This is a genomic window from Anaerotruncus sp. AF02-27 (assembly GCF_003465835.1).
Taxonomy (GTDB): Bacteria; Bacillota; Clostridia; order Oscillospirales; family Ruminococcaceae; genus Anaerotruncus; species Anaerotruncus rubiinfantis.
The window spans coordinates 81,550-95,710 of the sequence record NZ_QSBX01000004.1; the positions used below are offsets into that span (position 1 = coordinate 81,550).

Sequence of the window (14,161 nt, forward strand, 5' to 3'; positions counted from 1 at the left end):
ACAAAAACACCGTGCCGCATCCATCTGGATACGGCACGGCAAAATACGTTCTTAAAGGCCAAAATCAGCCCTTGATCACACGGGTCAGAACCTTTCCCATCTTGGTGATGCCTTCGACGATCCGTTCTTCCGGCATGTTGGAGAAATTGAGACGGAAGGTGTTCTGGCCTTTGCCGTTGGTAAAGAACGGCTCGCCGGGAACAAACGCGATGTCTTCCTTCATGCACTCGGCAAAGACATCCCGGGAATTGATGCCTTCCGGCATCTCCACCCAAAGGAACAGGCCGCCTTCCGGATGGGTGAATTTCACACCTTCCGGGAAGGTTTCTTCCATCGTTTTGAGCATCAGGTTGCGGCGGGAGCCATAGACCTTGCGGATTTCCTCGATGTGCTTTTCGATATCAAAGTCCTGCAGGTACCGGGCGGCGATCATCTGGGAGAAGGTGTCGGTATGCAGATCGGAACCTTCTTTAAAGACAATATATTTCTGCAGGATTTCCGGGCTGGCGCAGAGCCATCCAAGCCGCAGGCCGGGAGCGAAAATCTTGGAGAAGGTGCTCAGATAGATCACACGGCCCTCGGTGTCAAAAGATTTGATCGGCGGGACCGCTTCTCCTGCAAAACGCAGCTCGCCGTACGGGTTATCCTCCACAATGATCACATTGTAACGGTTGGCCAGTTCCACAATCTTCTTTCTTCTTTCCAGGCTCATAGTCCGGCCGGTCGGGTTCTGGAAGTCCGAAACGGTGTAGATCAGCTTGACCGGTTCTTTTTTCAGCACTTCCTCCAGGCTTTCCATGATCATGCCTTCCTCATCCATCTCGGCCGAGACGAAGCGCGGGGAATATGCCTTGAACGCATTGATTGCCGCCAGGTAGGTCGGGCTTTCGGTGAGGATGACGTCTCCTTCATCGATAAAGACCTTACCGGTCAGGTCAAGCCCCTGCTGGGAGCCGGTGAGGACCATCACGCCGTCCGCGTCGGTTTTGATGCCTTTGCCGTTCATGCGTTCGGCAATCCACTGCCGCAGCGCAGGTTTTCCCTGGGTGATGCCGTACTGGAGCGCCTGCTCGCCGGACTCTTTCAAAACGGCGTCACAGGCTGCTCTCATTTCCTCAACTGGAAACAGTTCCGGGGCGGGAAGCCCCCCGGCAAACGAGATGACCTCCGGCCGCTCTGTTACCTTCAAGATCTCCCGTATTTCCGAGGACTTGATCTGACCGACACGTTTCGCAAACTTTGTGTGCATAAAATTTTACCCCTTCCTGTTTCTGCGTATAAAAGTCTTTTTCAAGACGATTTGTCGAAGTTCTGTCGATACCTCTTTCTACCGCCTTCTTTATCCCTATATAATACGCCTTATTTGAGCGGATGATGGAAAAAAATGACCATATGGTTCAATTGCCGGTGAAAAAGCGATTCTGACGCAAACCTTTCACGCTGAGCCGCGGGGGCGGGCCGGGGAGTAAATTTCCCGGCCCGCCCCCGCGGTTTATGGAAAGTGATGAAGAAAAGGCTTATTGAAGGTTTCGGAAGATAGCGGAGATGCCCTGCCCACCGCCAATGCACATGGTAATGAGGCCGGTTTTCGCGCCGGTGCGCTTCATCTCATACATCATTTTGACCGGGAGGATGCATCCGGTCGCGCCGACCGGATGGCCCATGGCGATCGCCCCGCCGTTGACGTTCACTTTTGCCGGGTTAAGCCCGAGATCCCGGATCACCGCAACGCTTTGAGAGGCAAACGCTTCATTGAGCTCGACCAGGTCGATCTCATCAAGGTTCATATCCAGCTTTTTGAGCAGCTTTCGGGTCGAAAAATATGGGGCGTAACCCATGAGGATGTCCTCATATCCCGCTACCGCGTATCCAACGAATTCCATCAGCGGCCTGCAGCCGAGCGCCCTTGCTTTTTCTTCGGTCATCATCACCACGGCAGCCGCGCCGTCATTGATACCCGAGGAATTCGCCGCCGTGACCGATCCGCCTTCCTTGAAAGCTGGACGCAGCCGTGCGAGCTTCTCAAGCGTAAGCCCGCGGCGCGGATGCTCGTCAGTGTCGATTGTCAGCGTTTCTTTTTTCTGTTTCACCTGCACCGGGACAATCTCCTCTTTGAATTTGCCCGCATCCATCGCGGCGATCATTTTGTTCTGGCTCTCCAGCGCGAACCGGTCCTGCATCTCGCGGGTGACGCCAAATTTCTCCGCGACCGCTTCGGCGGTCATGCCATTGTGGTATGGACCAAGCGGCCAGGTCAGCAGGTCGATGAGGCCGTCCTCCAGCTGCTGATGGCCCATGCGCAGCCCTGTGCGGGCATTTTTGATATAATAGGGCGCCTGCGACATGTTTTCAGTCCCACAGGCCACGACCACCTCCGCGTTGCCGGTCAGAATCTCGAGCATGCCGTCAACAATCGCCTGCATGCCGCTGCCGCACTGCCGGTTGACGCTGTAAGCGGTCGTTTCTTTTGGCAGACCCGCTTTCAGCATGACCGCGCGGCCGATAAATCCGCTCTCCGCGATCTGGCCGACATTCCCGACAATCACTTCATCCACAATTGCCGGATCAATCCCCGCGCGCTTCACCGCTTCCTTCACCACAATGCCGCCCAGGTCGATCTGGTTCACGGTGGAAAGCCCGCCGAGGAATTCCCCGACCGCCGTGCGGCATCCGCTCACAAGTACAATCTTCTGGTTCATAAGGCTGCCTCCTATCTTTCTAAGCTTTCCCAAGCATCATTTCGCGCAGGCCGAAAAGGCCATCCCGGTTAAAAAGGGAAGCTTCCATGGTTTTGAGATTTTTGCTGATGATCGGCTGGAAATCCATATTGGCCAGGATGTCCTTTTGCAGATCGATGCCGGGCGCAATCTCAGTGAGCAGCACGCCGTTTGGCACCAGCTCGAAGACACATCGTTCGGTGACAAAGACCACCTTCTGGCCCTTCTCGCGCGCGATCTTTCCGTTGAAGGAGATCTGCGCCACCTGCTTCACCATCTTGCGCACTTTGCCCTCCTGCAAAATCCGCAGCTTCCCGCCGGAAAAGTCATATTTCGCGCCGGAAGCGGTGAAGGTCGCGCAGAAAACCACTTTCTTCGCGTTCTGGGTGATGTCGATGAAGCCTCCGGCGCCGGTACAGCGCGGTCCCATCTTGGTAGCGTTGACATTCCCGCATTGGTCGAGCTCGCCCGCGCCCATGAAGGTCACGTCCACGCCCGCCCCGTTATAGTAATCGAACTGCTCGTGGTGGGCGATCATCGCATAGAGGTTTTTGCCGATGCCGAAGTCGATCCCGCCGGCCTGCACACCGCCGTAAATGCCCGACTCAACGGTGATCATGATGTCGTCCGCCACCCCTTCCTCGTTGCAGACCTTGCCGACCATGTCGTTGGGGATTCCGGTGCCGAGGTTGATGACGTTGCCGCGGCAGATCTCCATCGTGGCGCGGCGCGCGATAAATTTGCGCTCGTTAAACGGCACCGGCTCCATGCTGCCCCGTGGGGTGCGCAGTTTGCCGCAGTAGGAGGGATCAAAGTACCAGGAGGAGGTCTGCCGGTGGTCCTCGAAGGGATTCTCGCAGACGACGACCGCGTCGATAAACACACCGGGCACCGTGACGTTCTTGGGGTTGAGGGTGCCGGTCTGGGCGACCTCGCGCACCTGCGCGATCACCTTGCCGCCGAACCGCTTTGTCGCCAGCACCGCCGGAAGCACCTCCAGCTTCATCGCTTCGTCGTCGGTGGTGAGGTTGCCCATCTCGTCGCAGACGGTGCCGCGAATGATGCAGTAGTCGAGCGGGACAGCGTTATAGAGCATATATTCCTCGCCCTTGAGCTCCACCACGTCCACGATGTCCGGCAGAGATTTGGTACGGTCGTTCATCTTGCCGCCCTCGAGGCGCGGGTCAATAAAGGTGCCGAGCCCGACCTTCGAGAGCTTGCCAGGAAGGCCACATGCCATCGAACGGTAGAGCTGCGCGATCTGTCCCTGCGGCAGGCAGTAGGCCTCCACCTTGTTCTGCGCGATCATATCCATCCAGCGCGGCTGCAGCCCCCAGTGGGAACCGATGATCCGCTTGATAAACCCCTCGTGCGCGAAATGCTGGATGCCCCGGTCGCGGTCGCTCTGCCCGCAGGAATGCAGCAAAGTCAGGTTTGCAGGATGGCCGGACGTCAAAAAACGGGTTTCCAGCGCCTTGAGGATGCTTTCGCTCGCGCTGACCAGCGTCATGCCGATGGTGCAGACCGTCTTTTCATCCGGGATCATGCCGGCCGCCTGCTGTGCGGTGATAAAAGTCGTTTTTAACATATATAATCCTCCGTCAATTGCTTAGGGAGTTCGGTGAACAGGAGGCGGATGGCCTTTTTGTCCGTCTTTGTGTTCGGGGTTTTGGGAATCTCGGATAAGAACAGGAAACGCTGCGGGATCTGGTATTTCGCCAGCCGTTTTGCCAGTGCCGCGCGAATTTCCGCTTCCGTAAGTTCCGCGCCCTTTTGCAGCCGCACGGCGGCGGCCGGAATTTCCCCGTATTTTTCGTCCGGGACGCCCACTACGGCGGCTTCCGCCACGCCCGGCAGCGCATACAGTTCATTTTCCACATCGAAGCTGCAGATCTTTTCGCCGCCGCGGTTGATCATATCCTTTTTGCGGTCGACGATAAACAGGTAGCCCTGCGGGTCGAAATACCCAAGGTCGCCGGTACGAAACCAGCCGCCCGGCAAAAACGCGCCGCTTTCCATGTGATAATAGCTTTCCAGGATCACGGCGCCTCTGAGCGCAACCTCTCCCACCGCCCCCTGCTGCAGCTCTTGCCCATTCTCATCCACGATGATGCATTCAAGCCCGGGGATCGGCCAACCATCCGAACCGATGTGGGGGCTGAGCGCCGCGTCATAGGGAAAGACGGTGGCGGGCGAGGTGGTTTCGGTGAGCCCGTAAACGGTGTGAAACTCCATGAGCGGCATCCAGGAATGGTACCGGCGGATAATTTCCGGCGGCGTGTTGCTGCTGCCGCAGGCGATCTTGCGCAGACTGGGGATATGCGGAAAACGTTCCTGACAGTCGAGCAGCAGGTAAAGCACGGTGGGCGAAACATGCAGAAAGGTGATCTCATTTTCCCGGATACAGGCGAGCATCCGGGGGCCGTCCACCTTTTTTTGCAGATAGATGGTGCCGCCCACATAAAGAAACAGGCTTAAAAGCGCCGACATACCGGTGATATGGTAAATCGGGACCGAGATCATCGTCCGGTCCTCTTCGCTGATCCTCAATGTCCGGCGGTAGGCTTCCACTGCATGCATAAGATTATAGTTGCGCAAAAGCGCGCCCTTGCTGCGGGAGGTTGTGCCGGAGGTGAACATCAGGATGACCGGGTCGGCAGGTTCCCCGGCAGCTTTGACCGAGGCGGCTTCCTCCGGGAACAGAGAGGCGAATCCATAACCCCGGGCGCCTTCCGTGGATTTTATGAGCCAGACCCCCTGCTCCAGGCATGGCAAAAACCAGTTGTAGAAGTCCGCGTCACAGATGACGCCGCAGACGTCTGCCTTTTCCGCCAGGGAAAGCACTTCGGGCTGCTTATATTTGCTCGGCAGCGGCACGGTGACCGCCCCGATTTTGCAAAGCGCCAGGAAGCTGATACAAAATTCCACCGAATTATAGAGCATCAGCCCGATATGGTCGCCCTTACGAACGCCAAAGTTGTGGTGCAGCAGCCCCGCAAACTGGTTGGTCAAGCGGAGCAGCATGGCATAGGAGTACGGTCTGCCCCAGTTGTCCACAAGCGCGGTTTTGTCCGGATTCCGCGCGGCGGACGCGGACAGCGCATGATAGATGCTCGGCGGCAGGCCCGGGAAGGTGACAACCTGCCTGCCGCCAATTTCCCGCGCGGCAAGGTCTTTTTCCATCTCTTCGGGCCAGTTTTTTCCCCACGAGGCCATACGGCTCCCCTCCTTGAAGCTGAAGCGGAATTTTTACGCCTCCATAACGGCGTTCAGATGACGGATTCCGTTTGCGAGGTGATCCTCGAAGAATTTGCGGCAGGACTGGTCCTGCGCAACCTTCTGCTCGCTGAAATAGAGAAATACCGGCTCATGGGAGAGTGGAATCTCCATGTCCATATCGGAAATTGCCTGGAGGATGGGCTTCCAGTCGAGGTAGCCGCCGCCCGGAGTTTTCCGGTTGTTGTCCCCGATATGCAGACAGAGCAGATGCCCATTCGCTTCTCTCAGGGTCTGCGCGAGCGGGAGCGGCTCCTCCATGTTCATATGGAAAATATCCGGCACCAGACCAACCTTGGGCATATCCACCTCGCGCATCATCCGCAGGCCCTCCTCCACCGTATGTACCAGGCTGACCCGATAGCGGTTGATCGGTTCGATCATCAGCGAAACGCCCTGCTTTCCCGCGTATTCCGCGATTATGCGCAGCGAATCCACCGCCTGCTTCCAGTCGTCCTCATAGCAGCGGTAATATTGATGGCGCACCGAGATCCAGCTCGGGGAAATGAGCATACGGTCGCAGCCCGCCTGCGCGGCGATGTCCGCGCCCGCTTTGGAAAAATCAATCGCAATCTGCCGGACTCTTTCATCCGGATGACAGAGCTCCAGATCCGGATGCATATACAGCGGGGTCACCGCCATCACTTTAAGGCCGCTGTCCGCCATGATCCGCTGGATATCCAGCTTTCGGAGCGCTTGTTCGGTGGTGTGCCTGCCTTCATAGGTGATGCTCAGATCCGCGCCATCCGCGCCAACGCGCGCAAGGCTGGCGGTATTCTCTTCGAGCGGGGAATCCCCGAACATCCAGGTGTGTACGATCTGTTTCATCTTTTTCATCTCAAATCCCCTTCCTACTGCCTGGCTGCAATCCCGCCGTCGAGCAGCACCGTCTGCCCGGTGATAAATTCGGACGCGTCGGATGCGAACAGCAAAAGCAGTCCCATCAAATCCTTAAACTGCCCCACCCTGCCGACCGGGATGCGCGCTTCAAGCGCTTTTCGGAAATCCGGATTGTCAAGCTGGTGCGCGTTGATGGCAGTGCGGATAAAGGTGGGGGCGATCGCGTTGACGGTGATGTTGTCCGCCGCCAATTCGCAGGCGATCTGCTTGGTAAGCATATTGATGGCGCCCTTGGACGCACAGTAGGCGGTATATCCCTGCTCAGAGGTCCCAAAGACACTTTTCATTGAGGAGAGGTTGATGATCCTGCCGTATTTCTGCGCTTTCATCACCTTGGCCACCTCGCGGGTGACGATAAAGACCGAGCGCAGGTTGAGATTGAGGACTTTGTCCCAGGATTCGTCATCCATTTCAGTGAGGAATTTGATGATGTTGATTCCGGCTGAATTGATGAGAATATCGATCCGTCCCATGGTTTGGACGGCCTTTGCTGCCATTTCCACAACCTTTTCGGTCACGGTCACATCGCATGCGTAAAAATGGATCTTGCAGCCGTTTTCCTCTGCAAGCGTCTTCAAATCATCGTTCCCGTCCACGTGCCGGCTCACGGCAAACACATCACACCCATTTTCCAAAAGGCAGGTCACCATCTCCCTGCCCAGCCCTTTGGTGCCACCGGTCACAAGCGCTTTCCTCCCCCTGACGCTGAAAATTGTTTCGCTGGTTCCATAGACGCTCATTGCGCCGCCTCCTTTATTCGCATTTATCCGCATCCTTACAGATGCGGCGAAACGATCTGGAAGCGGGTGTTTGCCCGCTTCCAGACCGCCCAATTCACTGCGGGATTACTCGATAACCCACTCGCGCGGGTAGGTATAGCCCAGTTCCTTCTGCGCGGCGATATAGGCGTTGAAGATCTCCACGCCCGGATAACCCATCTGGGTCGCTTCATCCGCCTTTTCCTGCGGGATGTTGGGCAGGCTTTCAATCCATTTTTCGACATCCGCCGCGGGCAGGTCGGTGACCGTAACGCCAGCGGCTTTCATTTCCTCGGTTGCCTCTTCATCCCACTGTTTCGCGGTTTCCGCGGACTTGACCTCATACTCGGCGGCTACTTCTGTAAAGATCTTCTGAACCGACGGGTCAAGCTTGTTCCAAACATCCAGGTTGATCGAGATACCCTGAATCGGCATTGCGCCAAAGCCCACAAAGGTGTAATATGGCGCAACCTCGTGCAGCTTGTAGCGATAGGAGGAATCCGGCCACATGACCCAGCCTTCATAAACGCCGGTCTGGATCGAGGTATACGCCTCGTTGAGGTTCGACTGCACTGGGATCGAGTTGCCCGCGTCCAGCCACGGCAGGGTCGCGCCCGCCGCCGCGATTTTATGCCCACTCAGGTCGCTGAGGGAATTGACCGGGAAGTTGGTGATGAGCTCGTAGCGGCCGGTCGGGCCGAACGCCAGAAATTTCTGGTTGTAGGTGCTCCAAAGATTTTCATAGATTTCCGGGAACTGGTCGACCGTTTTGCGGGCGGCCTGGGTTACGGTCACCGGGTCCGGAGAGGAGAACGGGATATAATATGGCATGTTCATAAGGAACAGCTTCTTGTTGTCAAAGGAGTAGGAACTGCACATGACATCGAGCAGGCCCTGCTGGCAGGCGGTCAGGCATTCCGCGAGCTTCGCGATGGTCCCGCCGTAGGCTTCGATCCATTCGATGTCGTAGTTGGTTTCCTCCGCGCAGCGCCGGGAAATTTCCGACTGGAAAAAATCCTGACAGACCGCGGTATAGGCCATTGTGTTTGACGGATGGCCGCCGCCGATCTTTAAAGTGATCTTCTGCCGGTCGGCCGAGGGCGCGGAAGCAGCGCCGGAGGCTGTTGCGGAGGATGCCGGAGCCGCCGCGCTTGGAGCGGCGCTGCCGCCGCATCCGGCAAGCAGGCCCATTGCGATGCAGATAACCAACAGGATGCTGACGATATTCTTGATGCCTTTCATTTTGCTCCTCCATTTCATGTTGGCCTGCGGCAAACCCGCCGTCAGGCCGGTCTCAGAACGTACAGGCTTCTATTGCAGGCTGGGAAGCCAGGTGGCAAGCGATGGGAAAAAGATGACGAGCAGCACCGCAATCACCATCATGAATAAAAACGGCATTGCCCCGCGGAAAATGCTCTCGACCGAAACGCTGTCGTCGTCGACCGTCGCCTTCATCGAGAATACCACCATGCCGAACGGAGGGGTCAGAAGCCCCATCTCGACCACGATAATCATCACGATCCCGAGCCAGATGCGGTCCCATCCAAACGCGTCCGCGATCGGCAGGATCAGCGGCACGGTGAGCAGCAAAATCGAGGTGGAATCGAGCACGCAGCCCAGCGCGATCAGCACAAGGCAGACAATCAGCAGCACCCACCCGGAAGTGAGGCCGGAATTTACGATGGCATTGCCCAAAAGGACGGTGATGCCGCTCACCGCCAGCATCCGGGAATACATCTGCGCGGTGATGAGCAAAAATAGGATCGAAGCGGTCGTGCCGACCGATTCGAGCAGAACGCTTTTGAGTTCCTGCAGCCGCATCCCCTTGCAGATGCTCAGGATGCAGCAAGCCAGCGCGCCTACCGCGCTCGCTTCGGTCGGGGTGAAAAGCCCGCCCCAGATGCCGCCGAGCACCAGCACCACCACGCCAAAGATTGGCAGTGCGCGGAAAAAGACCTTCAGGAAGCTTTCATTCTTGTCCGAATCGACCTTCACCGGCATGATTTTACCATGTTCGTTGCGCCGCTGTCCAGCAAGCTCCGGGCGTCGGGTGACCATGATGATGATACCGATACAGTAGATTCCCGCGAGCACCAGCCCCGGGACGACGCCCGCCACGAACAATTTTCCGATCGAGGTCTCACTGAGCATACCGTAGACGATCATCAGAAGGCTCGGCGGGATGAGCATCCCGAGCACCGAGCTTCCCGCCACCGCGCCCAGCGCAAAATTTTTCTTATAGTGGAAGCGGTCCATCTCCGGCAAACAGATGCGGCTGAAAACCGCAGCGGACGCGACGCTCACGCCGGTCACGGCCGCAAAGACCGCGTTCGAAATAACCGTGGCGATGCCCATGCCGCCTGGCAGCTTCTTGAGAAAATAGTTCGCCGCATCGAATAAATCCCGCGCCACGCCCGACCGGCTCATAAAGCAGCCCATCAGGACAAACAAGGGGATGACCGCGAAGGAATAGTCGCGGATCGCCTCAAACGAGGTGGTCGCCAGAATGGAAAACGCGGTGACATGGTTCGCCGTCATCATCCAGATGCCGACAAAGCTCATAGCAGCCAGCGAAAAGCCGATATGCACACCCGAAAGAACCAATACCAGCAGCGCGAAGATCGAAAGGACTGCAACCGTGATTGCGCTCATATCTGGATGCCTCCTTCCTCATTGAGGTCCTCCACGCCTTTCTTCCCTTTGAACAGGAGCACCGCGCGGACGATTTTGGAAATACACTGATAGCAGCTCTGCACCGCGCCGAAAACGATCACCCACCAGACGGGATAAATTGGGACACGCAGGCCTTCGCCCTGGAAGTCCTTGATCTGCGTTGCGAAGACCATTGGTTCCCAGCTCGCATAGACGATGAAGGCAAACAGGAGCGCGCCTATCAGGAAAGCGAAGATCTCTATGATATAGCCGCCCCTTTCCGGGAGTTTATCCTTGATCATGGTGGAGCGGACATGCTGTCCGAGATGGGTCGCCCAGGGCAGCATCAGGAAAGCGATGGCGGCCAGCGAATTCTGGACAATTTCCGGCGTGCCGATGATCGGGCGGTGCAAAAACAGCCTCCCGCTGACATCGACACAGATGAATATCATAATAATAAAAATCCAGATTGCCCCAATGAAGCTGGACCAAGACGCCAGCTTATTCATAAAAGCGTCGAACTTCCGGATCAATCTGCATATCTCCTTTCTTTCGCATCGAACCGCCGTTTCGATTTCGTCACGACGACCAGCTGCTGGATTTTTCGGCAGGGAAACCGAATGGGATGGAACCCTTTAAAACCAGGGGCCCTCCGGCGGACGGCCTTCCGGAACGCCGGAGGGGACAGAAAGGAGCTTAAATCTCTCTGAAAAGCAGGGCGGGGTCATGCCCGCACATGACATACTGGGTGTCGGTGATGTCCGGGACATACGCACGGACCTTTTCCACACTCTTATAATAGGACGGGTAGTCGTAAATCAGGCTGGAGGGGATGGTCGGCCATTCGTGTTCCGCCGTGATCTTATGCGACACGCCGTCGACATCCGGCATCTCCTCAAGCCACGGATAAAAGCTGCATCCCATATGGAACTGGTCGCCCACAAAGATACGCACGCCGTTCACGGTGTTGGCCACGATGCACTGGCTGCCGCGGGTGTGTCCCGGGGTTTTGATCAGCTTGATTCCTTCGAGAATCTCCGCGTCGCCGTCAATCTTATAGAAGTTCGGGTTGTTGCGCAGGTAGGGGATGACATCCAGGTCATAGTCTCTTCTGCGGCGTTCCGAAAAGTTCGGATCAAGCAGGTTCTGCCACTCGTCATACTGCGCGATCGATTTGGTCTTGGGGAAAAAATTACAGTTGCCGGCATGATCGTTGTGCAGGTGGGTGTAGAGGATCAGGTCGATGTCGTCCGGCTTGAGGCCCTCTTTCGCAAGCGAATCGAGGAAATACTGCGCGCCGGAATTGCACGGGCAGTTCGCCCAGGCTTTGCCGTCGATGATGAAGCGGTCGTTCATGCCGTTGTCGATGAGGACGTTCATCTCGCCGTCTGTGAGCAGGAAGGCGAGATACGGCAGCTTGATATAGAGGTCCGGATCGTGTTCGATCGTGAGGTTCGCCTTATAGGTGGAATGATCCCCGCAGAAAAGGACTTTTGCTTTCCATTTGCCCGCGCCGATAATCTTTTTTGCCATACAGTTTTCTCTCCTTATTCCTTGATGATTATATTTTCAGGCCTTTCCAGCCCAGGTTCCGTCATCCATACTCATAAAATCCACGGCCGGATTTGCGCCCGAGCCTTCCCGCCGCGATCATGTTCGCAAGCAGCGGACAGGGGCGGTATTTGCTGTCGTGGAAGCTTTCATAAAGGGTGAGCATCGTGTTGTACATGATGTCCACACCGACAAAATCGGTGAGCTCCAGCGGACCCATCGGAAAATTCGCGCCAAGCTTCATCGCCGTGTCAACATCCTTCGGATCGGCCCCCTCCATGACAAGGAAAGCGGCTTCGTTTTGCATTGGAACAAGCATTCGGTTTACCAGGAAGCCCGGCATCTCCGGTGCTTTGGCGGGCGTCTTGCCAAGCGCCTTTGCGAGTTCGACGGCGCGCCCGGTGGTCTCCGGCGCGGTATAGAGGCCGTCCACGATCTCCACCAGCTTCATGACCGGCGCCGGACAGAAAAAGTGCATACCCACGCAGCGCGCCGGATTTGTCATTTTGGCGCTGAGCGCCGAAATGGCGATGGCGGAGGTGTTGCTCGCCAGAAATGCCTCCGGCTTTACAATCGCGTCAAGCTGCGCGAAGATCGACGCTTTGAGCTCCAGATTTTCCGGGACGGCCTCGATCACCGCATCGCAATCAGCCAGCATCCGCATATCTGTGCCATAGGCAATTCGCGCGATCACCGCGTCGGCTTCCCCGCGGGTGTGTTTGCCTTTGGCGACCAGCTTTTCCATATCCTTTTGCACACATTTTTGCGCATTTTCCAAGGCGGACGAAAAGGTGTCCACATTGATTACCGTGAAGCCGGCCTGCGCAGCGGTCTCCGCAATTCCGCAGCCCATCATCCCAGCCCCGACAACTCCAATTTTCATGCTGGCTCCTTCTTTCCTTGTTTTTCTGATTTGTTTCATATTGTTTCGTAATCCATTTCTCTGATAAACGAAATATATTTAGAAATATTTCTCTTGTAATTGAATCATACTACCTGTGTTTAGTAATTTCAATACTTTTTAAATAATCAAATTAAATATTAATGTAAAAATTTTTATATTATAATTATGCAATAACCACAGTTTAAAAAGTTTTTTTAGAAATCTTAGCAAATTTGCATAAACAAATTGCGACTAAAATTTCTTTTATAAAAAATTATTTTTGAAATTTTTTCACATTTTTATTAGGCATTCATAAAAACTCATTGAAACAAAGGTGAGAAAGCGCTATAATCAGTACAGAGGGGGAGTTTCAATGCAAAAACACACCATTCAGGATATTGCCCAGATCGCCGGCGTATCGCCGGCGACCGTTTCCCGCGCGCTGAACAATTTCCCGGGCGTGCGCGGCGAAAGCCGCCGAAAAATCCTTTCTGTTGCAAAATCGCTTGGATATGCGCCCAAAATCGCAATGAACCGCGCCACCGGAGACTGCGGTTCGATAATCGGCATCGTGATCGGCGGAGATCTGCGCAATCCTTTCTATGCGGAAATTGCTTATCATATGGAGAAACGGCTGAAACGATACGGGTATCTCCCCGTCCTGTTCCCTTTTTCCAATTTTCAGAAACCGCAGGCCCGCTCCAGCACCCCATGCCTCCCACAGAGACTGAGCGGACTCATCCTCATATCTGTCGACGAACCGCCCGAATTTCTCGACTCGCTCAAGTCCCTGACCATCCCGACGGTGCTTCTGCTCAACTATTCGGTCGGCAGCGAGATGAGCTGCAGCGTGGTCATCCTGGACGACTTCCAATCGGGTTACACCGCAACCCGCCACCTCATCGAGTACGGCCACACCAAGATCGCCTTCCTGACCGGGCCGGAGCGCTCCGCGGTAAGCGCCGCGCGCCTGCAGGGATACCGGCAGGCACTCGGGTACTACAATATCCCCTTCCGGGAAGATATGGTATATCCAGGGGATTTTACGCTGGAACGCGGTCGAAAGACTGCGCTTGCCTGCATCGCCAAAGGTGAGTTGCCGACCGCACTCATCTGCTGCAATGATCTGATGGCCATCGGTTTTCTGGACGAATGCGAACATAACGGCATCAAAATTCCAGAGGAAATTTCGGTCATCGGTTTTAACGACATCCCCAGCGCCTCGCTCGAGCGGATCGCACTGACCACAATGCGCCAGTCCACCGCCGAAATGGGCTTCCAGGCGGTGGAATTGCTGCATAAAAAGATCAGCCGCCCCGAAAGCGGCAATGAATATGTAATCCTGGATTCCCAGCTGATTGTGCGCCGGACTACCGGCGTCCTTCCTGCGGATCGGAAACAAAAATAAGGAGATCCCCCGTATG

General features: G+C 55.9%; 12 protein-coding genes. 1 reads left to right on the plus strand and 11 read right to left on the minus strand.

The window, feature by feature from the left end; translation table 11 throughout:
• Window positions 1-64: 64 nt before the first annotated feature.
• From DWV16_RS05340 to DWV16_RS05390, 11 genes are all read right to left on the minus strand, one after another.
• A complete protein-coding gene (locus DWV16_RS05340) occupies window positions 65-1,249 on the minus strand; it encodes a PLP-dependent aminotransferase family protein (protein ID WP_066452845.1) in 1,185 nt (394 codons plus the stop codon).
• A gap of 268 nt (window positions 1,250-1,517) precedes the next feature.
• Window positions 1,518-2,699 (minus strand): thiolase family protein, encoded by a 1,182-nt coding sequence (locus DWV16_RS05345; protein ID WP_118478059.1) that lies wholly within the window; start codon window positions 2,697-2,699, stop codon window positions 1,518-1,520.
• A 19-nt stretch (window positions 2,700-2,718) separates the two neighbouring features.
• Entirely contained in the window at window positions 2,719-4,305 is a 1,587-nt protein-coding gene (locus tag DWV16_RS05350; RefSeq protein ID WP_118478061.1) for an acyl CoA:acetate/3-ketoacid CoA transferase, read from the minus strand.
• Entirely contained in the window at window positions 4,299-5,933 is a 1,635-nt protein-coding gene (locus DWV16_RS05355; RefSeq protein WP_118478063.1) for a class I adenylate-forming enzyme family protein, read from the minus strand. Before DWV16_RS05355 ends, DWV16_RS05350 begins: the two co-directional genes overlap by 7 nt.
• A 33-nt stretch (window positions 5,934-5,966) precedes the next feature.
• On the minus strand, window positions 5,967-6,830 hold the full coding sequence (locus DWV16_RS05360; protein WP_066452838.1) for a sugar phosphate isomerase/epimerase: 864 nt from the start codon (window positions 6,828-6,830) through the stop codon (window positions 5,967-5,969).
• Window positions 6,831-6,844: 14 nt separating this feature from the next.
• Window positions 6,845-7,633, minus strand: a complete 789-nt coding sequence (locus DWV16_RS05365; protein ID WP_158572786.1) for an SDR family NAD(P)-dependent oxidoreductase — start codon at window positions 7,631-7,633, stop codon at window positions 6,845-6,847.
• Between the two features lie 105 nt (window positions 7,634-7,738).
• Window positions 7,739-8,893, minus strand: coding sequence for a C4-dicarboxylate TRAP transporter substrate-binding protein (locus DWV16_RS05370; RefSeq protein WP_158572787.1), 1,155 nt, complete (start codon window positions 8,891-8,893; stop codon window positions 7,739-7,741).
• Window positions 8,894-8,962: 69 nt separating this feature from the next.
• Complete coding sequence (locus DWV16_RS05375) at window positions 8,963-10,303, minus strand: TRAP transporter large permease (RefSeq protein ID WP_066452833.1); 1,341 nt, start codon at window positions 10,301-10,303, stop codon at window positions 8,963-8,965.
• Window positions 10,300-10,836 carry a TRAP transporter small permease subunit gene (locus DWV16_RS05380; RefSeq protein WP_066452832.1) on the minus strand — a complete coding sequence of 179 codons (537 nt, stop codon included), beginning with the start codon at window positions 10,834-10,836 and terminating at the stop codon, window positions 10,300-10,302. Before DWV16_RS05380 ends, DWV16_RS05375 begins: the two co-directional genes overlap by 4 nt.
• 163 nt (window positions 10,837-10,999) lie before the next feature.
• Window positions 11,000-11,836, minus strand: a complete 837-nt coding sequence (locus DWV16_RS05385) for an N-acyl homoserine lactonase family protein (RefSeq protein ID WP_118478069.1) — start codon at window positions 11,834-11,836, stop codon at window positions 11,000-11,002.
• Window positions 11,837-11,897: 61 nt separating this feature from the next.
• Window positions 11,898-12,737, minus strand: coding sequence for a 3-hydroxyacyl-CoA dehydrogenase family protein (locus DWV16_RS05390; protein ID WP_066452828.1), 840 nt, complete (start codon window positions 12,735-12,737; stop codon window positions 11,898-11,900).
• Between the two features lie 373 nt (window positions 12,738-13,110).
• Between DWV16_RS05390 and DWV16_RS05395 the strand changes: the two genes are divergently transcribed.
• Window positions 13,111-14,145, plus strand: coding sequence for a LacI family DNA-binding transcriptional regulator (locus DWV16_RS05395; RefSeq protein WP_118478071.1), 1,035 nt, complete (start codon window positions 13,111-13,113; stop codon window positions 14,143-14,145).
• Window positions 14,146-14,161: the final 16 nt, after the last annotated feature.